This window comes from Mesorhizobium sp. WSM4807 (assembly GCF_055811615.1).
In genome coordinates this window covers 91,316-114,392 of the sequence record NZ_JBVVQY010000020.1, presented here as the reverse complement: position 1 = coordinate 114,392, position 23,077 = coordinate 91,316, and the positions used below count along the sequence as shown (strand labels likewise).

Genomic DNA, 23,077 nt, shown 5'->3' with positions numbered 1-23,077 from the left:
CGGCGCGCCGCCCTCGTTGGTGAGGCGTATATAGTCGGCACCCGTCCAAAGTGTCAACAACGATTTCCGTCTTTTTTGAATTTTTTGCGACGAAAGATTGTGGCGCCGATTTTCGGTAGCCGACTTCCGCGGCGGCATGGGGATAACAAAGCCGACCACCGCCACGGAGCCCTATTGCCGCCGCATTGCGGTTTGACACCAACGCCAACGAAGCCGGCGCATGCACCACCGGCGCGGCGCCTTGTAAGAGACTGTAAGAGAGCCACTAAGAGAGAAGTATGACTAGGGATCTCGGCCGAAGCCAGCCGCTTCGTTGACTTCGCCCGCCGTGACAGGCAAATGTCATGGCCACAACAAAAGCGACAAGCCGTCCCGCCCGGGGAAGAAGCAGCCTTTCTGGATGCCAGATACGGAAAATGTCATAGCCGAACTCGGCAACGAGCCGCCGCTGATTGCGGACGGTCGCAGTGGCCCGCCCGACCGGCGCGAGGTTTCGGCGCGCTGGCTGTCGGGCACTTTTCTTACGGGCGTGACGTCGAGCGTGCTGATGGGCGTGGCGCTGTTCGCGGCCCTTGACGGCCGTCAGCAATTGGCAACGCCGCCCGAGATCGCCGAACTGATCAGCCTTGCAAGAGGCGACGATTCCGGCGAGATCGCCAAGACCACCAGGCTGGTGGCGCCGCGCCAGATCGCCAGGGCCAAGGACCGCCGGCGTATGGAAGTGTCGATGGTGACCAAGGTCGGCGACCGCGACGTCATCCACACCATGCCTTTCGTGCAGATCAAGATGGCGCTTGCCGCCGGGCACACGACCAGCCGCGCCTATCCGCCTTTCAACCCCATGCAGGTGTTTGGCGACGACCGCGACGGCAATGCCGGTCAGCCGGCGACCGCCGCCGCCGGCCAGATCTATGGCGCCAAGGTCGAAAGCGAGATGAGCCTGAAGACGGTCGATTTCCCGATCGAGACGGCGGCCTTCGACGAAAAGAGTGACTTGTCCGCCGACGAGGTGGAAATGGTGGTGCGCCAGGCCGGGACGGGCCTGAGCGACGGCGCCGTGCAGGTCGCATCGCTGCATTATGTCGACCCGCAGCGATTCGGCGATGCATTCGCCGAGAGCATGGCCGGGTCCTACGACGTCAGGATCGTCCCGGAAAACGTCTCGGTGTCGCCGCGTGCTGCCCCCGACGATCAAGCGCCGGCCTTCGCCGAGGAGATCATCCCCTTCACCAGGGACCGCGACATAGTCGAGGCCTTCGCCGATTCGGGCTATACGGGCGAGGACGCCACCGGCATGGCCGAGGCGATCGCCAAATTGCTGAATGCGACAGCGCTCAAGGCGGGAAGCGTGCTGCGCGTCGGCCTCGAGATCCATGGCGACGCCGCCAAGGTCGTTCGCACCGGCATCTACGACAGGGCCCAGCATATCGTCACCATCGCGCTCGACGATCACGGCCAATATGTGCCGGCGCAGGAGCCGGAGCCCAATCCCGAATTGCTGACCGCCTTCGATGATTCGCCGCCGGTGGTGGTGCGCGGCAATCTGCCGAACGTCTATGACGGCATCTACCGCGCCGCCTACTCCTACGGCATGTCCAAGGCGATGACCAAGCGGCTGATCAAGCTCCTGGCGTCCGGTGTCGATTTCCAGTCGCGGCTCAATCCGTCGGACCGCATCGAGGTGCTGTTCTCGCAGCCCGACGGCGACGACCGGGCATCCGACGAATCCGAATTGCTCTATGTCTCGGCGAGCTTCGGCGGTACGACGCGCAATTTCTACCGGTTCCAGATGCAGGACGGCAGCACCGACTATTTCGACGAGGACGGCCGCAGCGCCCAGCAGTTCCTACTGCGCAATCCCCTGCCCGCGGGAAAATTTCGCTCCGGCTTCGGTGCCCGCAGGCATCCGATCCTCGGCTATGTGCGCATGCACACCGGCGTCGATTGGTCAGCCTCCATCGGCACGCCGATCATCGCCTCCGGCAACGGTGTCGTCGAGAAGGCCGGCTGGGCCGGTGGCTATGGCAAACAGATCATCATCCGCCACGCCAATGGCTACGAGACCTCCTACAATCACCAGAGCGCTTTTGCCAAAGGCATCGCGCCGGGCGTGCGCGTCCGCCAAGGCCAGACCATCGGCTTTCTCGGCCAGACCGGTCTCGCCACCGGTCCGCATCTCCACTACGAGTTGATCGTCAACGGCACCAAGGTCGACCCGATGCGCGTTCGCCTGCCGGTCGGCAAGGTGCTGAAGGGCGACGATCTCGTCGCCTTCAAGCGCGAGCGCGGGCGCATCGATGATCTGCTCAAGCAGGAAGACAGCGATTCGCTGAAGGTCGCGAGCGCCAAGATCGAAGGCTGAGCCGGAGCCTTTCCGGACTCCTCAGCTCTGCGAAGTCTCAGATCCACGCGGCCATGGCAGTCGTTCGCCGGAAACAGTCGTCCACGCCACGATTGCCGAGAGCAGGCAAAGCAGCGCGGTCGCCAAGGCGACGGCTGCGAAAGCTGCGTCGCTGGCGGCAAGCCTTGCTGCATCGGGTTCCGGTGCCAGGCCCGCCGGCGCCGGTTCGCCGAAACCCGGAATGCCGGATGCGGCACCGCTATTCAGCGCTGCCGCATAGATCCAGGCCGCCAGTGACCCCATCGCCGCCACCGCGATCAGGCCGCCAATGCGCGAGACGGCATTGTTGATTCCCGAAGCAGCACCCGTATCCTTGTCCTCGACCGCCGTCATCACCGCCGTCGACAGCGGCGACACGACCAGCGCCATGCCGAGCCCCATCAGCGCCATCAGCGGAAACACTCCCCACCAGAAACTGTGGATGCCGGCATAGGCCAGCAAGGCAAGCCCGGTAAAGGCGACAGCGACGACGAGACTGCCGCTAGCGATCGGAAAACGCGGACCGATCCGGTCGGACCACTGGCCGACCGGCCCCGACAACAGCGCGATCAAGACCGACAGCGGCAGGAAGATGAAGCCGACCTCGGCCGCGCTCAGTCCCCATCCGGCGATCAGCAGCATCGGCAGATAGAACAGATTGGCCGACAGCGCGAAATAGAGGAAGAAGGTCGCCACATTGGCGCCGGCGAAGGCGCCGACCCGAAACAGCGAGAGATCGATCATCGGTTCGCGCTGCCGGCGCTCGAAGACGATGAACACGATGAGCAGCACCGCGCCGGCGGCGATGCTCGGGCCGGACATTTGCCCCTCGCCTTCGCTGCTCATCGAAGTCAAGCCGTAGGCAAGCGCGCCGAACGCCAAGGTGGCGAGGGCAGCGCCACCGAGATCGAGGCTGCGCTTTTCCGTCGGTGCGTCGGCCGGGACCTTGGCGAGCAGGAGGTAGATCGAGACAAGACCAAGCGGCAGATTGATCGCGAAGATCGCCCGCCAGATGCCGTCGCCGAAGGCCGACAAGACAACGCCGCCCAGCACCGGGCCAAGCGCCGTCGTCAGCGCCGAGGCCGCCGCCCAGATGCCGATCGCCCTGCCGCGCTCCTTCTTCGGATAGGCTTTGGCGATAATGGCGAGGCTGCCCGGCACCATGATGGCGGCGCCGATGCCCTGAATGGCGCGAAACGCCATGAGCACTGGCGGGTTCGGCGCCACCGCGCAGGCAAGCGAGGCGGCAATGAACAGCGCGATGCCTGCCACGAAGGCATATCGCAAGCCAAAACGATCGCCGGCGGCACCCCCGACAAGGATGAGCGCCGAAAGCGTCAGCGCATAGGCGTTTGAAATCCACTGGGCCTCGGCGAGGCTAGCGCCAAGATCGACGCGGATCGCCGGGGTGGCGATGGCCAGGATCGAACCGTCGATGAAGCCGAGCGCGGAAGCCAGGATCGCCGCGATCAGCACGAACCTGCGCCGCGATTGCGGGCAAAACGTATCGGCCGGAAGCGGCCTGATCAGTGGGACCGCTTCGGCGCCGACTTCGCTTGGAGAACGCATGAAGCCTGCTTAGACCTCCTATGCGCCGGCAACAACCGGCCAGAGGGTTGCTGTCGTTGAAACCAGAACAGGATCGGGACTTCTATGCCGCCGGACCGCGGCTCCTTCGCTTGCCAAGGATCATCGGCTGATTAATACGCCGCCCAAAAAGCCTGCTCCCGGGTTGACCCAGGGTGCGCGATGATTTGGGATATGGCGCTCAGTCGATGAATTCCACCGTGACGCCCGGCGACACGATTTTTGCCAGTTCGCGCGCGTCCCAATTGGTCAGCCGCACGCAGCCATGACTTTCGGTCTTGCCGATCTTGGAGGGGTCGGGTGTGCCGTGAATGCCGTAGGTCGGCTTGTCCAGTGCGACCCAGACCGAGCCGACGGGGCCGTTCGGGCCCGGCGGGATGGTCAGGATCTTGTTGTTTTCGCCCTGCTTGAAATTGATGTTCGGGTTGTAGGTGTAGTTCGGGTCGAGAGCGACCCGCGACACCGCATGCGTGCCGGTGGGTGAAGGCGTGTCCGCCGAGCCGATGGTGGCTGGATAGGCCGCGATTAGCTTGCCCGACGCGTCATAGGCGCGGACCTGCTTCTTGCCCTTGTCGGCGATGATGCTTGCCACCGGATTCGCCACAAGCCTGCCGAAATTGGCGACCTTGATGATCGTGCCGGGACGGTTGAAGTTCGCTTCGGGATTGAGCGCCTTCAGATAGTTCTCGTCCATATGGAACCGCTCGGCCAGCGCTTCGGTGACGGAGGTGTAGCTCAGCCGGTCGAGCTGCGCCTTCTGGCTGTAATCTTCCGGCACCGAGGCGACATAGGGGCCGGCCGCATCCTCGGGCGTGATGTTGTAGGAGGCGAAGGCATCGCCGCCGGACTGCTCAAGGGCTGCCTGGATGCCGACCACATCGGTCGACCGGAGATTGCCGCCGGTGATCTCGTTGTAGGCGGCGAGCGCCTTGTCGACATTCGAGCCGAAGCGCCCGTCGACGACGCCGGGCGAAGCGCCGGCGCGGTCGAGCAGCACTTGCAACGCAGCAACATCCTGGCGTGCACCGAGTGAAAGCGACGGATCAATAACGGTCTCGCCGCCGATCTTTGGCGGCAGTGCCGCCTGGTCACCCGGCGCCGTCGGCTCGACCGGTTCGATCGAAGCCTCGTCGAGCGGCTGGCGCTTGACGGTGCGCGGCTCTATCAGCTGCGGCGCTTCCGGATAATCGTTGCCATAGCTGCCGTCATCGCGCGGTGCTTCGGGAAAAGCTTCCACCGAATTGTCGCTGTAGGGATCGTATTCGTCGACCGGCGGTACGACGATCAGGCCTTCCTCTTCCAATTGCCTGCGGCGCAAGCGCGCCGCGTCTTCCGGGTCGTCGAGATAATAGCGGTCGTCCTCGACCGGTCCGAGATTGCGCAAGCGCTCGCGGCGGAGCGCGCGGCGGTCGAACCTGGTCTGCGGTGGTTGGATGGCGAGGACCTTGCCGGTTTCCGCATCGACGATGACGCGGTTTCCCCTGGCGTCGTAATAGACGTCGAAATCGCCGTTCTGGGCGACCAGCACGCCACCGGCATCGGCCGCACGGGCAGGTCGCGGCGCGATGTCTTCCGTCGGCGCGGCCATTGCGCTCGAAGAAAGCAGCCCGGCGGCAAGCGCCGAAAGGGTGAAGATCGTGCGGAACATGTTGGGCAAATTCTCCAGTCCATAATTGCCGCCGCCCGGCGTTGTCACTTTGGAGCGCCGCGCGTCCCTTCGGACGCGCAAGGACGCTCTAACACTTAAAATCTCCGCATCATGCATTCCGAAAATCGAATTCGATTTTAGGGCCTATGCGGCAGCGAACCCCTCCGCCAGCAAATCAGTTGCCAACCATAAGGTTCCAACATGAACCGGGCATGAAGATGGCGGATTTCTGGCGGTCTGGAGCAACATAGCTAGCTAACGGCGAGTCCCAATTCCTTGCGCGCCTGCTTCGTCAGCTTGAGCACGACAAGGCGGTGGCTTTCGCGCAGATAGTCCTTCAGCGCGTCATCGTCCATGCTTTGGCTTGTCTGGCGCTGGATCCATTTCATGCCGCGTGAGGCAAGATAGGGCGCGGGCCGAAGCCCCGGCTGTTCCTTCAAGACGTCATAAGCGATGTCGGAGCATTTGAAGGTGACAAACGGCTCCTTGCCCTCGCTCCAACCGCCGATCGCAAAGACCTTGGCTCCGATCTTCCAGACATGCGCGCCGCCCCACTGGACGACGTGGCTCGCCGCAGGCAGCGAGGCGCAGAAGCTGTTGTAGTCATCCAGCGTCATCTGCGCCCCACCGTTTAGTGTTTAATCACGTGGCGGCCTCGAAATCAGGCCGCCGCCTCGGTCGCCACGACTGTCGGCTTCGAGCGGAAGTTCAACCGGTCGGAACCGGCGGTGACCTTGACGGTCGAACTGTCGAGGATGTCGCCGAGCAGGATCTTCTCCGCCAGCGGATCCTGCAGGTCCTTCTGCATCACCCGCTTCAGTGGCCGCGCGCCATAGGCCGGATCGTAGCCCTTGGCCGCCAGCCAGTCGATCGCCTCCTGGTCCAGCGAAAGCGTGATCTTGCGATCGACGAGCAGGCTTTCCAGCCGCTTGAGCTGGATCTCGACGATGCGACCCATATCCTGCCGGCGCAGCCGGTGGAACAGGATCACCTCGTCGACGCGGTTGAGGAACTCCGGCCGGAACGACGCCCTGACGACGCTCATCACCTCGTCGCGGACGACATCGACGTCCTGGTTCTCGCCGAGATTGACCAGATATTCGGCGCCGAGGTTCGACGTCATGATGATCAGCGTGTTGCGGAAATCGACCGTGCGGCCCTGCCCGTCGGTCAGGCGGCCGTCGTCGAGCACCTGCAGCAGCACGTTGAACACGTCCGGATGCGCCTTCTCGATCTCGTCGAACAGCACGACCTGATAGGGCCGGCGCCGCACCGTTTCGGTCAGCGCGCCGCCTTCCTCATAGCCGACATAGCCGGGAGGCGCGCCGATAAGCCGGGCGACCGAGTGCTTCTCCATGAATTCCGACATGTCGATGCGCACCATGGCGCTCTCGTCGTCGAACAGGAAGCTGGCGAGCGCCTTGGTCAGTTCGGTCTTGCCGACGCCCGTCGGTCCGAGGAACATGAATGAGCCGATCGGCCGGTTCGGATCCTGCAGGCCGGCGCGTGCGCGGCGAACGGCTTTCGACACGGCCTGCACCGCCTCGCCCTGGCCGACGACGCGCTCGCCGATCTCGTCTTCCATGCGCAGCAGCTTGTCACGCTCGCCTTGCAGCATCTTGTCGACCGGAATGCCGGTCCAGCGCGACACGATATGGGCGACGTGATCAGGGGTGACCACCTCTTCGACCATGCCGACCTTGCCGTCCTGGGCTTCGGCTGCCTTCAACTTCTTTTCCAGTTCCGGAATCTTGCCATAGGCAAGCTCGCCGGCGCGCTGGAATTCACCCTTGCGCTGGGCAATGGCGAGCTCGTTGCGCGCCTCGTCGAGCTGTTTCTTCAGGTCGGCGGCGAGCCCGAGCTTCTGCTTCTCGGCCTGCCATTTCGAGGTCAGTTCGGTCGATTCTTCTTCCAGAGCGGAAAGATCTTTTTCGAGGCGGGCGAGCCGGTCCTTCGACGCGTCGTCCTTCTCGACCTTCAGCGCCTCACGCTCGATCTTGAGCTGCATGATGCGGCGGTCGATCTCGTCCAGCGCTTCGGGCTTCGAATCGACCTGCATCCGGAGCCGCGACGCGGCCTCGTCGACAAGGTCGATGGCCTTGTCCGGCAGGAAGCGGTCGGCGATATAGCGGTTGGACAGCGACGCTGCCGCGACCAGCGCCGAATCCGAGATGCGCACCTTGTGGTGCTGCTCGTATTTTTCCTTCAGGCCGCGCAGGATGGAGACGGTGTCTTCCACCGTCGGCTCATTGACGAAGACCGGCTGGAAGCGGCGGGCAAGGGCGGCGTCCTTCTCGACATGCTTGCGGTATTCATCGAGCGTCGTTGCGCCGACGCAGTGGAGTTCGCCGCGTGCCAGCGCCGGCTTCAGCAGGTTCGACGCATCCATGGCGCCATCCGCCTTGCCGGCGCCGACCAGCGTGTGCATCTCATCGATGAACAGGATGATGCCGCCGGCGGCAGCGGTAACTTCCGAAAGGACCGCCTTCAGCCGCTCCTCGAATTCGCCGCGATATTTGGCACCGGCGATCAGCGACCCCATATCGAGCGCCATCAACTGCTTGTCCTTGAGCGATTCCGGCACGTCGCCGTTGACGATACGCAACGCCAGCCCTTCGGCGATCGCCGTCTTACCGACGCCGGGTTCACCGATCAGCACCGGATTGTTCTTTGTGCGGCGCGACAGCACCTGGATGGTGCGGCGGATCTCGTCGTCGCGGCCGATGACCGGGTCGAGCTTGCCGGCGCGGCCGTCGGAAGTCAGGTCGCGCGCGTACTTCTTCAGCGCATCATAGCCCTGCTCGGCGCTCGCCGAATCGGCGGTACGACCCTTGCGGACGTCGTTGATCACCTGGTTCAGCGCCTGTGGCGTCACGCCGGCCTTGGTCAGGATGTCGGCGGTCTTGGCGGATTTCTCGACCGCCAGCGCCGTCAGCAGCCGCTCGACCGTGACGAAGCTGTCGCCGGCCTTCTTGGCCAGTTCCTCGGCGGTCGAGAACACCTTGGCCAGCGGCTGCGCCAGATAGAGCTGGCCGTTGCCGCCTTCCACCTTGGGCATTGCCTCAAGTGCCGTCTCGACGCCAAGCTTGACGTCGCGGACGCTGCCGCCGGCGCGCTCGATCAACGACGCGGCCAAGCCCTCGTCGTCGTCGACGAGCACTTTCAATATATGTTCGGGGGTGAATTGCTGGTGGTTGCGCGAGAGCGCCAAGGTCTGCGCGGACTGGATGAAGCCGCGCACGCGCTCAGAATATTTTTCAAGGTTCATCTCTGTTGTCTCCTTCCGTCACCGGCCCGCTTTGCGGCACCGGATCAGATTGCGGTGACGGACCCGCCCGTTCGAGCCGGGTCCTGTTCACGCGAGATATGGGGCGCAAGCCACGGACCCTCAAGACGTCCCAATAATGGTGAATGCATAATATTGCCCGGGCGCGCAAAACAAAAACGGCGGAGATTTCTCTCCGCCGTCCAAGAATGTCTGAAGCCTTGCTCGATCAGTTGTTGACGTCGATGACGGCGGGCTCGCCACCGGCGTCTTCCGCCGGAGCTGCATTCACGTTATCAGCGCCAGCATTGTCGTTACCGCCATCCACCTGATCAGCATTGACGCGCGGGCGGCGCGGACGCCTGGGGCGGCGGGCAGCGCCGCTTTCGGCGGCTGCTTCGTTCATCTCGGCCTGGGCAGCGAGAGCCGCCGGCGAAAAGTTTTCGAACTGCGGCGCGGGTTCGGCTACAGAAACCGGCTCGACCGGAGACACAGTTTCCGCCTGTACGGGCGTCTCGTTCTGTACCGGTGTCTCGTTGCGCCGGCTCTGATCGCCGCGCCGGTTCTGATCGTCGCGCCGGTTCTGATCGTCTCGTTGTCCGCCCTGCTCGCCGCGCGCACCGTATTCGCCGCGCTGGCCGTTCTGGCCGTAGCCGCCATTGGGGCGACGGTCACGATGGCGGCCGCCATTGTTGTCGCGCCCACCGTTGTCGCGTCCGTCGTTATCGCGCCCACGGTTATCGCGATTATCACGGCCGCTTTCCTGGTTGAATGCCAACTCGGCCGGCGTGCCGTCGATGACCGGCTGCGGGCCGCCACCTTGGTTGACCACCGGAGCCGCAGTCTCACCGACATTGCTGTTACCGGCATTGTCGAACTCGTCGCGATCTTCGTCGCCGTCATCGTCGAAATCGTCGCGGTTCTGCTGAGCGCTCTGGATCGGTAGCTGCGCCTGCGCGGCAGCGATGATGCGATTGTAGTGCTCGGCGTGCTGGAGATAGTTTTCCGCCATCACCCGGTCGCCGGAGCTTTGCGCGTCACGGGCAAGGGTTGCGTATTTTTCGGCGATCTGCTGAGCCGATCCGCGGATCTTCACGTCCGGACCGTTGCTCTCGTAGTTGCGCGTCAGGGGATTTGGGCCCTTGCGGTTGTTGTTGTTATTGCCGCCGCCATTGTTGTTGCGACCGCGCATGCGCCTGTTCTGCTGTTGTGGCCTCATTCGACTCTCTTCATTTTGAAATTTTCGAAAATTGTTCACGCACGGAGGCGCTCATGCAGCCAGCCGTCTCGTTCTTCACCGGCGTTCGCCCGCATCGATTGCGTTGGCGCCACGTCTCATCCTGTTCCGGTTACATCACTTGTCGGACGATTCCCGCACGAAGCTTGGGCGTCGTTTGCGCAAGAAGGCAGCTATTTCCAAGGAAACCGAATCGCTAAGAGCACTGCCTGCTTCGTCTCATCCGGTTAAGGCGACCCTAGCCGCATTCCCCGGCATTGCCAAGCGCTTTTTTTGCACTGCATCACGGCTTTGTCAGTTCCTTTGTCAGTTCAAAGATCAGAACCCTCTCGTTTCCGCCAAAGTCCCGGAATACCCCCGCCGGCATATAGCCGGCTGCGGAGAATATGCCCGTGACCTCTTTGCGTTGGGTGTGGCCGATCTCGACCGCAATCCTGCCCTCGGCTTCCAAAAAACCTGCCGCCTCGGCGGCGATGATCCTGTAGGGACTCAGACCGTCCACGCCGCCATCGAGGGCTTGGCGTGGATCGAAATCGCGGACTTCGTCCTGCAGATTTTCAATGTCTATGGACGCTATATAGGGCGGGTTAGCGGCAATTACATGGTATCGGCCAAAAACTTTTTCGAACCAGTCGGATTTGAGCACCTGGAACTGGTCGGCTAACCCCAATTCCCCGGCATTGCGCATGGCGGTCGCCAGCGCGCCTTGCGAAATATCGACACCGGTGGCGACCGCCGCCGGAACGGCGCTGAGCAGCGCCAGCGCGATCGCGCCGGTGCCGGTGCCGAGATCGAGGATGCGGCATTGGCCTTGCCGTTCCGCTGTCGCCCTAACGAAGGGCAGCACCGCTTCGACGAGCGTTTCGGTATCCGGTCGCGGCTCCAGCGTTTCCGGTGACAGCGACAGGCGCAAGCCGTAGAATTCGCGATGGCCGAGGATGCGATGCACCGGCTCACCGGCAATCCGCCGCTTCAAGGCTGCATCGATCGCGGCAATCGCGCAGGCATCGACCGTGCATTCGGGATCGGCGATGGCTTGTGTGCGGGTCGTGCCGGAAAGATGTTCGACGATCAGTCTTGCATCCAGCGCCGGATCGGCGACTGAGGCCGCGGCAAGGCGTGCCCGCGCCGCTTTCAGCAGCGGCCCGAGCAGACTGTCAGCCATCGAGGCCGATATCGGCGAGCAGCTTCGACTGGTGATCGGCGATCAGCGCGTCGACGATCTCGTCGAGTTCGCCCATCATCACCCGGTCGAGCTTGTAGAGCGTCAAATTGATGCGATGGTCGGTGACGCGGCCCTGCGGGAAATTATAGGTGCGGATGCGCTCCGAGCGATCGCCGGAACCGACCTGCGATTTGCGCGATTCGGAGCGTTCCTCGTCAGCCTTGCTGCGCTCGAGGTCGTAAAGCCTGGCGCGCAGGATCTGCATGGCTTTCGCCCGGTTCTGGTGCTGCGACTTCTCCGCCTGCACCACCATGATGCCGGTCGGCAGATGGGTGATGCGCACCGCCGAATCGGTGGTATTGACGTGCTGGCCGCCCGAACCCGAGGCGCGCATTGTGTCGATGCGGATATCTTCGGCCCTGATGTCGATGTCGACCTCTTCCGCTTCGGGCAGCACCGCAACCGTCGCCGCCGAGGTGTGGATACGCCCGCCGGCCTCGGTCGCCGGCACGCGCTGCACACGATGCACACCGGACTCGAATTTCAGATGGGCAAAGACCCCCTTGCCCGAAATAGTAGCGATGATTTCCTTGTAGCCGCCGACCTCGCCCTCGCTGGCCGACACCGTCTCGAAACGCCAGCCGCGTGCCGCGGCGTAGCGTTCGTACATGCGGAACAGGTCGCCTGCAAAGAGAGCCGCCTCGTCGCCGCCGGTTCCGGCGCGGATTTCGAGGATGGCGTTCTTGTCGTCTGCGGCATCCTTGGGCAGAAGCAGGATCTGGATGTCCCTTTGCAGCGCCTCGATGCGTTCCCTGACCTCGGGCAGATCGGCCTCGGCCAATGCCCGCATCTCGGCATCGGTGCTTTTGTCGGCGAGCATCGCCTGCAAGTCGGCCTGTTCATCCTCGGCGGTTCGCAGCGCCCTGATCCTTGCCACCATCTCCTGGATGTCGGCATATTCCGACGCCATCTTGACATAGGCGTCCGCCGCCGGCCCGGCCGACATCTGCGCTTCGAGCATGTCGAAACGCTTGACGACTTGATCCATACGGTCGCGGGGCAGGTTGATCATAGTCCTGGAACTTCGATAAGATTCACGTCAGGGCGAGCCGAAAATGACGAGTTTCGAGAACCGGCCTACGCCGGCCGTAGCCTTCATAGGGCGGAGGCATCGATGAGGGCTTCGGCCGGCGAAGGCCGGAGCGGAATGTACATTTAGAGCAATTCCAGGAAAAGTGTGAAGCGGTTTTCCGTCCGAAATTGCGCAAAAACAAAGAGATAGAGCGGTTCGGCGTTTCCGTGAAACGATGAATCGCTCTAGGTACATGAGCACCGGAAGCGCAGAAAATCGACATTTGCAGGCCGCCCTCACGTGAATCTACAACGGAATGGAGCGGTCGTCGGCAAAGGCTTGCAGCAGCGCCCGCATCGGCAATCCCTGGACCGGCGCCATGAGATTGTCGTCGAAGAACGTCTCCAGTTCGGTCAGCGGCAGTTCCGTCAGCATCGCCTTGACCGGACCGATCGAAGCCGGCGACATCGAGATCGACCGGTAGCCAAGGCCGATCAGCGCCATCGCCGAGATCGGCTTGCCGGCCAGTTCGCCGCACAAGGTCACCGGGGTTTGATTGCGCACCCCGGCGTCGGCGATCTGCTTCAGAACGCGCAGGAACGGCGTCGACAGCGCATCGAAGCGGTCGGAGAGCTGCGTGTTGCCGCGATCGACCGCCATGACGAACTGGAACAGATCGTTCGAGCCGACCGAGACGAAATCGACGGCCTTCATCAACTCGTCGAGCTGGAACAGCAGCGACGGTACTTCCAGCATGGCCCCGAGCTTCAGGCTTGTCGGCAGATGATGGGCAAAACGCGACAGATGCCGCACCTCGCGATCGATGATCTCGCGCGCCTGTGCGATCTCGCCGAGCTCCGTCACCATCGGCAGCATCAGCTTCAGTTCACGCCCACCGCAGGCCTTCAGAAGCGCGCGGATCTGGGTGCGCAACAGGCCCGGCCGGTCGAGCGTCAGGCGGATGGCGCGCCAGCCGAGCGCCGGGTTCTCTTCCTGGATCGTGTCCTTGAAGTAGGGCAGCACCTTGTCGCCGCCGATATCGATGGTGCGGAAGGTGACCGGCTTGCCGCGCGCCGCGTCGAGCACGTCGCGGTAGAGCCGTTCCTGGGCTTCCGCACGTGGAAAGGTCGAGGCGACCATGAATTGCAGCTCGGTGCGGAACAGGCCGATGCCGGCGGCACCAGCCTCGGCAAGCTGCGGCAGATCGACGGCCAGGCCCGCATTCATCAAAAGGTCGACCTGGACGCCGTCCTTGGTCACCGACGGCTTCTTGCGCAGTTCGCGGTAGACCTCCTGCCGCCGCGCCCGGAAGCGGACCTTTTCGGCATAGGCGGCTTCGAGGTCGGGCTGAGGGCGCAGATGGATCGCGCCTTCCTCGCCGTCGACAATGATGGCGTCGCCGTTTTCCGCCATGGAAACGGCGCCCCTCATCTGGCCCGCGACCGGTATGCCCATGGCCCGCGCCACGATAACGACATGGCTGGTCGCCGCGCCGTCCTCGAGCACCAGCCCGCGCAGCTTGTCTCTGGGATAATCGAGCAGTTCGGCGGCCCCCATCGAGCGGGCGACGATTATGGCGTCCTTCGGCAGCGAGGCCGCAACATCGTCCGGCCCGCGCCCCATCAACTGGCGCAGCAACCGGTTGGCGAGATCGTCGAAATCGCTCATCCGCTCGCGCAAATACGGATCGGTCATGTGCAGCATACGGGCACGCATGTCGCTCTGCACTTTTTCCACCGCCGCTTCCGCCGTCAGGCCGTTGCGGATCGCCTCTTCCAGCCGACGCACCCAGCCGCTGTCGTTGGCGAACATGCGATAGGCTTCGAGCACCTGGCGGTGCTCGCCTTCGAAAGCGACTTCGCGGCGTTCCAGCATATCGTCGATGGAGAGCCGGAGCGAACCGAGGGATGCATCGAGCCGCTTGATTTCCTCATCGCTGTCCTCGTTGAACAGATTGGTGACGACGATGCGCGGCTCGTGCAGCACGACATGACCGAGCCCGACACCCTCGTTGAAGGACAGGCCGGTAAAGCTCACCGGGCGGCGCAGGTCGAGTTCGAGCCCGGGCCGGGTCAGCCGTGCAAGGTCGCCGGTGGCGATCATCTCGGCGATCACCATCGCCGTCGTTTCCAGCGCCTCGACTTCGTCGTCGCGATAGTGGCGCATGGTCTTGTTCTGGACGACCAGAACACCAAGCGTGCGCCCTGCCCTGAGCACTGGCACGCCGAGGAAGGAATTGTAGATCTCTTCCCCCGTTTCCGGCAGGTAGGCGAAGGCTGGATGTTCCTGCGCATTGGAGAGATTGAGCGGCCGTGCTGAGGCCGCGATCGTTCCGACGAGGCCTTCGCCCAGCCTGAGCTGCGCCAAATGGACGGCCTTCGGGTTCAGACCCTCGGTGGCATAGAGTTCGAGCACCGAATCGGCGCGCAGCACATAGAGCGAGCACACCTCGGCGACCATGTTGGCGGCGATATCGCGCACGATACGGTCGAGCCGCTCCTGCGGCTCCAGCGGCTCCTGCATGAGCTCGCGGAGCCGTTTCAGCAAAACGCGCGGGCCACTGGCCGTATCACGCATCGCGGCTTGTTCTCCAATGGACATTTTGCCCGTCGCAGTTTCTCCCGCGGCCGGCGCTCACGCAACAACTCAATTAGAGCGCCGTGCGTCCAATTGGACGCCAAAGGACGCTCTGAGACTTTCGATCTGCTGCATCGTGCTTTCCGAAAATCGACTCCGATTCTCGGGCCGATGCAGTCTGCTACTGCTTATCCAGACCGTAGACGGAATGCAAAGTGCGAACCGCAAGTTCGGTGTAGGGACCGTCGATCAGGATCGAAATTTTGATCTCGGAGGTCGTGATCGCGCGGATGTTGATCGCCTTGTCGGCCAGCGCCTTGAAGGCGGTGGCGGCGACGCCCGCGTGGCTCCTCATGCCGATGCCGATGACCGAGACCTTCGACATGCCGGCTTCCGACTGTACGACGTCGTAGCCGATCGTAGTCTTCAGCCGCTCGAGCACGGCAAGCGCCTTGTCGACATCGCCGGACGGCACGGTGAATGTCATGTCGGTGAACTTGCCGTCCTCGGAAATGTTCTGGACGATCATGTCGACATTGATGTTGGCCTCGGCCAGCGGCCCGAAAATGCCGGCGGCGACGCCCGGCCGGTCGCCGACACGGCGCAACGAAATCTGCGCTTCGTCCTTGGCATAGGCAATTCCGGTGACGACCTGCTGTTCCACGATCTCTTCCTCGTCGCAAATAAGCGTTCCGGGCGGATTGAGCAAATCCCCCATTCCGGGCGCGTCAGGATCGTCGAAGGACGACCGCACGAAAGTACGCACCCTGTGCACCATGGCAAGCTCGACCGAGCGTACCTGCAGGACCTTGGCGCCGAGAGAGGCCATTTCAAGCATTTCCTCGAAGGAAATCTTGGCCAGCCGCCGCGCTTTCGGCTCGATGCGCGGGTCGGTGGTGTAGACCCCGTCGACATCGGTGTAGATGTCGCAGCGGTCGGCCTTGACCGCCGCCGCGATGGCGACAGCACTGGTGTCGGAGCCGCCGCGGCCGAGCGTCGCGATGCGATTGTCCGGCCCGATGCCCTGGAAGCCGGCGACCACGGCCACCTGGCCCTCGCCGAAGCGCTTGATCAGGAACGCGCCGTCGATGTCGAGAATGCGCGCCGCGCCATGCGCATTGTCGGTCTTGATCGGGATCTGCCAGCCTTGCCAGGAACGGGCATGGACGCCTATGTTCTGCAGAGCGATCGCTAGCAGGCCGGCAGTCACCTGCTCGCCGGAGGCGACGACGACGTCATACTCGCGTGCATCGTGCATAGGCGAGGCTTCGCGCGTCCATTGCACGAGCTCGTTGGTCTTGCCGGCCATCGCCGAGACGACCACCGCAACCTCATGGCCGGCATCGACCTCGCGTTTGACATGGCGCGCCACATTGCGGATGCGGGCGATGTCGGCGACGGAGGTTCCGCCGAATTTCATCACGATGCGCGCCATGGAAGCGAAATGCCTTTGACTGGGTGCCGGACCGGCTGCCGAAAAAACGGAAAGGGAGCGCCCGGCTGGGCCGGCCGCTGAATTCGCGGCCTCCTTAGCCAAATGCTTTGGGTTTCGCAAGGCGTGCCGCCGCTTGCAGCTGGCGACGAAGGCGACACACGAGGGCGGCAGCGCGTGCCCGCATGCCTGTCGACGACGTGCGGTGGCTTCAGGCCAGGTGCGCTGCGCCTCGCCACAGGCCCGGATAGTCGACAACGAAGCCGGCCGGCGAGACTTTCAGGATCTCATCGTAGCCAAACATGGGCGCAGCATAGGCGTAACGGGCCTCGTCGAGACGCCGATAGGTCTGTTCGAGGCGCACCAGCCTGAGTTCGGGAAATGTCAGATACGCAGCCGGAGCTTGTGTCGACATGCCGACCTCCAGGTCGAAACGGCGGATCGCCAGCAGGTTGGTAGCGGACGTGAAGCCGAGATCGACATCGATGAGGCCAGCGACTTCTCCTTGGCGTTCGCCGTTCAACGTCCATCCGCCGTCGGCAAGTCGTTCAATAGCATAGTGCAGATCTTGTGTGCCGAGAAAGCCCCCGATGTGCGCCGATCGTGCATACCAGCCGGCATCGCAGGTCACCTCGTAGGCAATGCTGCACGGCTTGCCGTCCTGGACGAAAAGCGCCTGCCCTCTGAGGCTGCGCCCACCGTTCGTCTCCGAAGGCCGGCCAGATTCAGACAGCAGGCCAATTTCAGACAGCAGGCAGGCGTCATGGCCCTCGAGGTCAAGTCGGCGCCAAAGGATCGAGGCTATGCTTCGCATCATGGTCTCCTCCCGTTGAAAGCAACGCCTCTCCTTCGTCCGCCGGAATAATTTTGTTTCCGCCGTGAGGCGTATCGAGCTGCCACATGCTGACAGATCGCAGTCGGCACCGCCCGGCATCATCAGCACTGCTCTGTCGACAGGCGAAATTGCTGCCTTGACATTCGCTGCCTCGCGACCGACTTCCTAACGCACCAGAGCGCGATCAGCAAAAGTGGTATCCGGTTTTGCGCCCGATCGCGCTCTGAACTTTTGAGTCTGCGGGAGACACGCCATGCCAGAACCCCGACGGTCGACGATCGATGCCGGAGAAGTGGAGCGCTTTTCCGCCCTTGCCGCCGAATGGTGGAATCCGAACGGCAAATTCCGCCCGCTGCACAAGTTCAATCCGATCCGGCTTGCCTATATACGCGACCAGGTGGCGGCGCGCTTCGGCCGCGACCCGCGTGCGGCGCGGCCGTTCGAGGGCCTGCGCTTCCTCGACATCGGCTGCGGCGGTGGGCTGTTGTGCGAGCCGATGGCGCGGCTTGGCGCCGAAGTGCTCGGCGCCGACGCATCCGCCACCAACATCGAAGTGGCCAAGCTGCATGCGGCGGAGGTCGGCGTGACGGTGGATTACCGTGCCACGACAGCGGAGGATCTGGCTGCCGCCGGCGAGAAATTCGACGTCATCCTCAACATGGAAGTGGTCGAGCATGTTGCCGACATCGACCTGTTCGTGGCCAAATGCGGCGAGATGCTCAAGCCCGGCGGCATCATGTTCGTCGCCACCATCAACCGCACGCTGAAGGCGCTGGGCCTGGCCATCATCGGCGCCGAATATGTGCTGCGCTGGTTGCCGCGCGGCACCCACCAGTTCGGCAAGCTGGTGCGGCCAGACGAGCTGGAAAAGGCGCTTGCCGGCGCTGGCCTGACCATCATCGACCGCACCGGCGTCGCCTACAATCCGCTCGCCGACCGCTGGCAGCGGTCGAAGGACATGGACGTCAACTATATGGTGCTGGCGGAGAAGGCACCCGCCTGAACCTTCTCACGCCGCCACCTTCTCACCTGTCTGGCTTTGCGCCTTTGTGGTGATCTGGCTTTGCGCTTTGGTGGTGATGAACACGCCGGCGATGATGATGGCAGCACCCGCCCAGGTCAGCAATTGATAGTGCTCGCCGAGAAAGATCGTCCCGGCAAACAGCCCGACCGCGGCCGCGACATAGCCGATCTGGCTGAGATAGACCGGGCCGCCGACCGCCTGCAGCCGGAAGAAGAAGGCGAACATCGCCGCGGCTGAGGCGACCTGCCCGACGACCACCAGCGGCACGCCGCCGAGCAGGGCGAGCGAGCCGCCGCCCTGCAGCGTGAAGATGCCGCAAACAAGCAGCGCAGCCGATGCCAGATGGCTGCCGACGGCAAGCTCGATCGGTCCGGTCCCTTCGGGCCAGTCGACCGTGCGGTAGATGTTGCCGGCGGCAAGGCTGACCGGGATGAGCAGGCCCACCGCCACCCAGAAAAATTCGGCCGGCTGGCCGGCCTCGCCGCGCGTCACCGCCACCATGACAGCACCGAGGAAGCCGACGGCAATGCCGACGATACCAAGCAAATTGGGACGCCGGACGCCGAGCAGGATCGAAAACACCAGTGTAACCACCGGCGACAGCGTGAACATGATACCGGTGTAGCCGGCGCCGAGATGCGGAATGGCCGAGAACATCAAGAGATTGGGGAAGGCATAGGACACCGCCGCGGTGACGAAGAAATAACGCAGTCTGTGCAGGGTGAGCCGGATGCGTTGTCCGCGCAGCAGCAAGGCGCACAAAAGCACGCTGCCGGCGCCGAGCGAGATGACCAGGGCCCAGACCATGGCCGAAACACCGGCCGCCGTTGCGATCTTGCCGAACGGCAGCGTCAGGCCGAGCAGGCCGCCGGTGACGACCAAAAGGCCGAGCGCTGAATCCCAGAGAAATTTCATAACGAACCTATTGTCTTTGCGGCTCTTGGCCAGCACTGTGTCTTGAGGTAAGATAATGCAAAGATTCTTAACGTCAAGATATTTAACGGTGATATAGATGGATCGCGCCGCGAAGGCCATCGAGCAGTGGAAACGAGAGCGGCCGGATTTGGATGTCTCTCCGATGGCCGTGCTTGGACGGTTGAACGAAGCCTCGTCGCTGATAGCACGAGAACGCCTCGCTCCGCTGTTTGCGCGTTTCGGTTTGCAGTCCGGGGAATTCGATGTGCTGGCGACGCTGCGCCGTTCCGGATCACCTTACGCGCTGACGCCAACCGCTCTCTACGAAGCGACGATGGTGACGTCGGGCGCCATGACCAACCGGCTCGACCGGCTCGAAAAGTCAGGATTGATCAAGCGTGGGCCGCATCCCAACGACCGGCGCGGGGTTGTCGTGCAGCTGACCGAAAAAGGCCTGGCATTGGTCGATGAGGCTGTCGCCGCCCACGTCGCCAACGAACACGAGATACTTTCCGGTCTGACGCGCGCCGAACAAGAGACGCTTGCTCGCCTGCTTGAGAAATTGATCGGCAGCGTAACCTAGCCAGTCAGTTGCGGTCGTCGGGGAAACTTGGGATCGGCATGAATTCGACGCCGTCCTCGGCCAGGCTCTTGGCCTCCTCCAGCGTCGCCTCGCCATAGATGCCGCGCGGATCGCTCTCGCCGAAATGGATCTTGCGCGCTTCCTCGGCAAACTTGTCGCCGACATAGTCGGCGTTCTCGCGCACCTTCTCGGCCATCGCCTTCAATTGCGCCAGCGCCTGCTTCTGGGCCTCGCCCATGGCGAGCGCGATCTTTTCTCGGCTGCGCCCGGTCGAGACGGCCGGCGCCATCAACGCCTTCTCGACCTTGTGCGAGCCGCAGGTCGGGCAATCGACGAAGCCACGCTTCTTCTGGGTGTCGAAATCGTCGTTGCTGCGAAACCAGCCTTCGAATTCATGCTCGTGGTCGCAGATCAGCGAAAAGCGAATCAAGACGCCGCACCCCTGAGACTTTGCACCTCGACCGGAGTGACGTTCACGGCGAAGTCGCGTGAATTTTTCAGATTTGGGATCTTCTTGCGGGCAGCGACCGACTGCGCCGGGTCGATCTCGGCGATGATCACCGCCGGTACGTCATGTGCCGCTTCGGCGACGATGCGGCCCCACGGATCGACGATCAGCGAATGGCCATAGGTCTCGCGGCCGTCCTCGTGCAGTCCGCCTTGCGCCGCGGCGACGACATAGGCGCCGTTCTCGATGGCGCGCGCCCGCAGCAGCACATGCCAGTGCGCCTCGCCGGTCTGGCGGGTGAAGGCGGCGGGCACCGAAAGCAGGTCGGCGCCGGCCAGCGCCTCGGCGCGGAAGAGCTGCGGAAAGCGCAGATCGTAGCAGACGGCGAAACCCAGCCTCGCCCCATCGATCCCGGCGCCGCTGATCTCGGTGACGACGGCCTCGGTGCCCGGCTCGTAAGCGGCGGATTCGCGCCAGCTTTCGCCATTGTCGAGATCGACGTCGAACATGTGGATCTTGTCGTAGATGGCTAGTGTCGCGCCATCCGGCCCGAACAAAAGCGCACGGTTGGCGAGCTTGCCGTCGGCGCGCAGGATAGCGGTCGAGCCGATATGCAGGAAGACGCCAAGTTCTTTCGCCAGCTTGCGCGAGGTCGAGACGATGATGTCCTTGTCCTCGGACGTGAACGAGGCGGCCCGCGCCTGGCTGTCGCGGATCAGCGCACCGGTCATTTCCGGTGACTGGATATAGGTCGCACCCTGGCCCGCGGCCTCGCGCACCAGCCGCTCCAGATCGACCGCGTTGCGCTCGGGGCTGGTGCCCGAACGCATCTGGATCGCCGCCGCCGTGAAAGTACCCATCGTCATATCCTCAATTCGTCGAGCCATTGGCGAGCAGACGGTCCAGCCGGCCCTCCGCCTCCAGTTCGTGGAGATCGTCGGAGCCGCCGACATGGGTATCGCCGATGAATATCTGCGGAAAGGTCGAGCGGCCATTCGCACGGGAAATCATTTCCCGGCGCAGTTCCGGCGAGAAGGAGGCATCATGCTCGGTATAGGCGACACCCTTGCGCTCGAGCAGCCGCTTGGCCGCCATGCAATAGCCGCACATCATCCGGGTATAGATCGTCACGTCGACCATCGGTCAGCAGTCCTGCCTTTCTTCAATCTATATAGTCGCGGACTCGTCGGCCCGAAAGTCCCCCGGCAGCACGCGCGCAAAGGTCAGCACGTCGACGGTCCCGGCACCGCCCTTCTTCAGCGCCTTGGCGACCGCGCGGACAGTGGCGCCGGTGGTATAGACATCGTCGATCAAGAGCACCCGGCGGCCGGCGATCTCGATCTCGGCCTGCTCCGGCACTCTGAAGGCGGCACGCACATTCTCCTCGCGTTCCCGCCGCTCCAGCCCGACCTGCTGGCGGGTGAGTTTGACGCGCCTGACCGCCGAGGGCGCAAAAGGCAGGCCACCAAGTTGCGATACCGCCCTTGCCAGTTCCGCCGACTGGTTGAACTGGCGCCTGAAGAAACGCCGCCAGTGCAGCGGCACCGGCACCACCACATCGGCCTCCGCGATCAGTTCGGCACCGGCGCGCAGCATCCAGCGCGCCATCCACGGCGCCAGGTCGGTGCGATCCTGGTATTTCAGCCCTTGCACCAGCTGGCGGGCGACACCGGAATAAGCGACCGCGGCCCGCGCGCGCTCGAAGGGCGGCGGGTCGGCGATCGCCTCGGCCGACAGAAACCCCTCGCCCATGTGATGGATGAACGGCGTGCCCATCACCGGGCACCATGGCCGCTCCAGGAGCCTGAGCTTCGGCCAGCAGGCGCCGCACAGCACGCCGGGCTGCGAGACATGCCGTCGGCAGCCGGCGCAAACCGGCGGAAACAGGATGCGCGCCGGCCAGTCCAATGCCTTTCGAGCGGTACTCTTGATATCTGGCATTGGATCGGCCACGTGGTTGCTCCTCCGCCACCCTATATCAGACAGCGGAAACCAGGAACCGTCAGTTGCAACCTATAGTCGACACTTCTCTCTGGCTGGCGCACAAGCGCCGGGCGCTCGCCCGACCGACTGCCGGCGCGGATTTCCTGATGCGGCGGGCGGCCGAGGAGCTTGCCGAGCGGCTGGGCGCCGTCGAACGCAAATTCGACAGAGCGGCCGTGCTGTTTTGCCAGACGCCGGCGGCGGTCGACGTGCTCGCGACAAGCGGCAAGGTGACGGACATCATACGCGTGGAGGCGGACGCTATGTTCCTGGGCGATGCCGCCGGACTGGTGGCGCCGCTGGAGACCGTGCCATTCGAGCCGGAAAGCCTCGACCTCGCGGTGTCTCTTTTGTCCCTTCAGGCAATGAACGACATTCCCGGCATGCTGGTTCAGATCCGCCGCGCGCTGAAGCCGGACGGTCTTTTCCTCGGCGCTTTTGCCGGCGCCGGTACGCTTTCCGAGCTGCGCGAAAGCCTGCTCGCCGCCGAGACCGAGCTTTACGGCGGCGCCAGCCCGCGCGTCATCCCGTTCACCGACGTGCGCGACGCCGGCGCGCTTTTGCAACGCGCCGGCCTGGCCTTGCCTGTCGCCGATGTCGAGACGGTGACGGTGCGCTACGATTCCCTCTTCGGCCTGATGGCGGACCTGCGGGCGATGGGCGAGACCAGCGCGCTCATCGACCGCAGCAGGCGACCGGGCACACGAAGGCTGTTTGCCCGCGTCGCCGAAATCTACGCCGAGCGGTTTTCGGATGCCGATGGTCGCGTCAGGGCGAGTTTTCCGATCGTATGGATGTCAGGCTGGGCGCCCGACGCCTCGCAGCAAAAACCGCTGAAGCCCGGCTCGGCGAAAATATCGCTGAAGACGATACTGGAAGATCCCGGCGGGCGTTGACCGGATTCTACGGATGCGGCTGGCCGGCCG

General features: G+C 63.7%; 19 protein-coding genes. 4 read left to right on the top strand and 15 right to left on the bottom strand.

Annotated elements, in window-relative coordinates; genetic code table 11:
* Nucleotides 1-400: 400 nt before the first annotated feature.
* Nucleotides 401-2,362: a M23 family metallopeptidase gene (locus AC0L3N_RS23875; RefSeq protein ID WP_473549801.1), complete on the top strand. Its 1,962-nt coding sequence runs from the start codon at nucleotides 401-403 to the stop codon at nucleotides 2,360-2,362.
* Between the two features lie 21 nt (nucleotides 2,363-2,383).
* Here AC0L3N_RS23875 and AC0L3N_RS23870 read toward each other — a convergent pair whose 3' ends face one another.
* The 10 genes from AC0L3N_RS23870 to AC0L3N_RS23825 form a co-directional block, all read right to left on the bottom strand.
* A complete protein-coding gene (locus AC0L3N_RS23870; RefSeq protein WP_473549799.1) occupies nucleotides 2,384-3,949 on the bottom strand; it encodes an MFS transporter in 1,566 nt (521 codons plus the stop codon).
* A 199-nt stretch (nucleotides 3,950-4,148) separates the two neighbouring features.
* Entirely contained in the window at nucleotides 4,149-5,615 is a 1,467-nt protein-coding gene (locus tag AC0L3N_RS23865; RefSeq protein ID WP_473549804.1) for a L,D-transpeptidase family protein, read from the bottom strand.
* 251 nt (nucleotides 5,616-5,866) lie between these two features.
* Nucleotides 5,867-6,232, bottom strand: a complete 366-nt coding sequence (locus AC0L3N_RS23860; RefSeq protein ID WP_473549798.1) for an MmcQ/YjbR family DNA-binding protein — start codon at nucleotides 6,230-6,232, stop codon at nucleotides 5,867-5,869.
* 44 nt (nucleotides 6,233-6,276) lie between these two features.
* The gene (gene clpB / locus AC0L3N_RS23855; protein ID WP_473549796.1) at nucleotides 6,277-8,883 is read right to left on the bottom strand and encodes an ATP-dependent chaperone ClpB; all 2,607 of its coding nucleotides are present in this window, start codon (nucleotides 8,881-8,883) and stop codon (nucleotides 6,277-6,279) included.
* 226 nt (nucleotides 8,884-9,109) lie between these two features.
* Complete coding sequence (locus AC0L3N_RS23850; protein WP_473549795.1) at nucleotides 9,110-10,099, bottom strand: DUF4167 domain-containing protein; 990 nt, start codon at nucleotides 10,097-10,099, stop codon at nucleotides 9,110-9,112.
* Nucleotides 10,100-10,400: 301 nt separating this feature from the next.
* Entirely contained in the window at nucleotides 10,401-11,282 is an 882-nt protein-coding gene (gene prmC / locus AC0L3N_RS23845; protein ID WP_473549793.1) for a peptide chain release factor N(5)-glutamine methyltransferase, read from the bottom strand.
* Nucleotides 11,275-12,354 carry a peptide chain release factor 1 gene (prfA, locus tag AC0L3N_RS23840; protein WP_473489491.1) on the bottom strand — a complete coding sequence of 360 codons (1,080 nt, stop codon included), beginning with the start codon at nucleotides 12,352-12,354 and terminating at the stop codon, nucleotides 11,275-11,277. Before prfA ends, prmC begins: the two co-directional genes overlap by 8 nt.
* A gap of 306 nt (nucleotides 12,355-12,660) precedes the next feature.
* Nucleotides 12,661-14,931: a phosphoenolpyruvate--protein phosphotransferase gene (gene ptsP / locus AC0L3N_RS23835; RefSeq protein WP_473489490.1), complete on the bottom strand. Its 2,271-nt coding sequence runs from the start codon at nucleotides 14,929-14,931 to the stop codon at nucleotides 12,661-12,663.
* A gap of 181 nt (nucleotides 14,932-15,112) precedes the next feature.
* Nucleotides 15,113-16,366, bottom strand: coding sequence for an aspartate kinase (locus tag AC0L3N_RS23830; RefSeq protein ID WP_473549792.1), 1,254 nt, complete (start codon nucleotides 16,364-16,366; stop codon nucleotides 15,113-15,115).
* Between the two features lie 208 nt (nucleotides 16,367-16,574).
* Nucleotides 16,575-17,180, bottom strand: a complete 606-nt coding sequence (locus tag AC0L3N_RS23825; protein ID WP_473549791.1) for a putative glycolipid-binding domain-containing protein — start codon at nucleotides 17,178-17,180, stop codon at nucleotides 16,575-16,577.
* Between the two features lie 271 nt (nucleotides 17,181-17,451).
* Here AC0L3N_RS23825 and ubiG point away from each other — a divergent pair, with 271 nt between their 5' ends.
* On the top strand, nucleotides 17,452-18,201 hold the full coding sequence (ubiG, locus tag AC0L3N_RS23820) for a bifunctional 2-polyprenyl-6-hydroxyphenol methylase/3-demethylubiquinol 3-O-methyltransferase UbiG (RefSeq protein ID WP_473549789.1): 750 nt from the start codon (nucleotides 17,452-17,454) through the stop codon (nucleotides 18,199-18,201).
* 6 nt (nucleotides 18,202-18,207) lie between these two features.
* Here ubiG and AC0L3N_RS23815 read toward each other — a convergent pair whose 3' ends face one another.
* Nucleotides 18,208-19,137, bottom strand: a complete 930-nt coding sequence (locus AC0L3N_RS23815) for a DMT family transporter (protein WP_123149194.1) — start codon at nucleotides 19,135-19,137, stop codon at nucleotides 18,208-18,210.
* Between the two features lie 97 nt (nucleotides 19,138-19,234).
* Between AC0L3N_RS23815 and AC0L3N_RS23810 the strand changes: the two genes are divergently transcribed.
* The gene (locus tag AC0L3N_RS23810) at nucleotides 19,235-19,720 is read left to right on the top strand and encodes a MarR family winged helix-turn-helix transcriptional regulator (RefSeq protein WP_473549788.1); all 486 of its coding nucleotides are present in this window, start codon (nucleotides 19,235-19,237) and stop codon (nucleotides 19,718-19,720) included.
* Nucleotides 19,721-19,724: 4 nt separating this feature from the next.
* On the opposite strand, the gene AC0L3N_RS23805 is transcribed toward AC0L3N_RS23810, so the two are convergent.
* Genes AC0L3N_RS23805 through AC0L3N_RS23790 form a run of 4 tightly spaced genes read right to left on the bottom strand, consistent with a single transcriptional unit; the run spans nucleotide 19,725 to nucleotide 22,121 of the window.
* A complete protein-coding gene (locus AC0L3N_RS23805) occupies nucleotides 19,725-20,150 on the bottom strand; it encodes a DUF1178 family protein (RefSeq protein WP_287223916.1) in 426 nt (141 codons plus the stop codon).
* A complete protein-coding gene (locus tag AC0L3N_RS23800; RefSeq protein WP_473549787.1) occupies nucleotides 20,147-21,028 on the bottom strand; it encodes a carbon-nitrogen hydrolase family protein in 882 nt (293 codons plus the stop codon). The genes AC0L3N_RS23805 and AC0L3N_RS23800 overlap by 4 nt, the downstream gene beginning before the upstream one ends.
* Nucleotides 21,029-21,038: 10 nt before the next feature.
* Nucleotides 21,039-21,308, bottom strand: a complete 270-nt coding sequence (gene grxC / locus AC0L3N_RS23795; RefSeq protein WP_095493379.1) for a glutaredoxin 3 — start codon at nucleotides 21,306-21,308, stop codon at nucleotides 21,039-21,041.
* Nucleotides 21,309-21,335: 27 nt separating this feature from the next.
* Complete coding sequence (locus tag AC0L3N_RS23790; protein ID WP_473549784.1) at nucleotides 21,336-22,121, bottom strand: ComF family protein; 786 nt, start codon at nucleotides 22,119-22,121, stop codon at nucleotides 21,336-21,338.
* Between the two features lie 53 nt (nucleotides 22,122-22,174).
* Between AC0L3N_RS23790 and AC0L3N_RS23785 the strand changes: the two genes are divergently transcribed.
* Nucleotides 22,175-23,047: a methyltransferase domain-containing protein gene (locus AC0L3N_RS23785; RefSeq protein WP_473549783.1), complete on the top strand. Its 873-nt coding sequence runs from the start codon at nucleotides 22,175-22,177 to the stop codon at nucleotides 23,045-23,047.
* Nucleotides 23,048-23,077: the final 30 nt, after the last annotated feature.

Coding starts and splice junctions, on each gene's coding strand:
- prmC (WP_473549793.1), bottom strand. CDS start 11,282: ATGGCTGACAGTCTGCTCGGGCCGCTGCTGAAAGCGGCGCGGGCACGC.
- AC0L3N_RS23860 (WP_473549798.1), bottom strand. CDS start 6,232: ATGACGCTGGATGACTACAACAGCTTCTGCGCCTCGCTGCCTGCGGCG.
- AC0L3N_RS23870 (WP_473549799.1), bottom strand. CDS start 3,949: ATGCGTTCTCCAAGCGAAGTCGGCGCCGAAGCGGTCCCACTGATCAGG.
- AC0L3N_RS23850 (WP_473549795.1), bottom strand. CDS start 10,099: ATGAGGCCACAACAGCAGAACAGGCGCATGCGCGGTCGCAACAACAAT.
- AC0L3N_RS23830 (WP_473549792.1), bottom strand. CDS start 16,366: ATGGCGCGCATCGTGATGAAATTCGGCGGAACCTCCGTCGCCGACATC.
- clpB (WP_473549796.1), bottom strand. CDS start 8,883: ATGAACCTTGAAAAATATTCTGAGCGCGTGCGCGGCTTCATCCAGTCC.
- AC0L3N_RS23800 (WP_473549787.1), bottom strand. CDS start 21,028: ATGGGTACTTTCACGGCGGCGGCGATCCAGATGCGTTCGGGCACCAGC.
- ptsP (WP_473489490.1), bottom strand. CDS start 14,931: ATGCGTGATACGGCCAGTGGCCCGCGCGTTTTGCTGAAACGGCTCCGC.
- AC0L3N_RS23810 (WP_473549788.1), top strand. CDS start 19,235: ATGGATCGCGCCGCGAAGGCCATCGAGCAGTGGAAACGAGAGCGGCCG.
- AC0L3N_RS23875 (WP_473549801.1), top strand. CDS start 401: ATGCCAGATACGGAAAATGTCATAGCCGAACTCGGCAACGAGCCGCCG.
- ubiG (WP_473549789.1), top strand. CDS start 17,452: ATGCCAGAACCCCGACGGTCGACGATCGATGCCGGAGAAGTGGAGCGC.
- AC0L3N_RS23865 (WP_473549804.1), bottom strand. CDS start 5,615: ATGTTCCGCACGATCTTCACCCTTTCGGCGCTTGCCGCCGGGCTGCTT.
- prfA (WP_473489491.1), bottom strand. CDS start 12,354: ATGATCAACCTGCCCCGCGACCGTATGGATCAAGTCGTCAAGCGTTTC.
- AC0L3N_RS23815 (WP_123149194.1), bottom strand. CDS start 19,137: ATGAAATTTCTCTGGGATTCAGCGCTCGGCCTTTTGGTCGTCACCGGC.
- AC0L3N_RS23825 (WP_473549791.1), bottom strand. CDS start 17,180: ATGATGCGAAGCATAGCCTCGATCCTTTGGCGCCGACTTGACCTCGAG.
- grxC (WP_095493379.1), bottom strand. CDS start 21,308: ATGGTCGACGTGACGATCTATACCCGGATGATGTGCGGCTATTGCATG.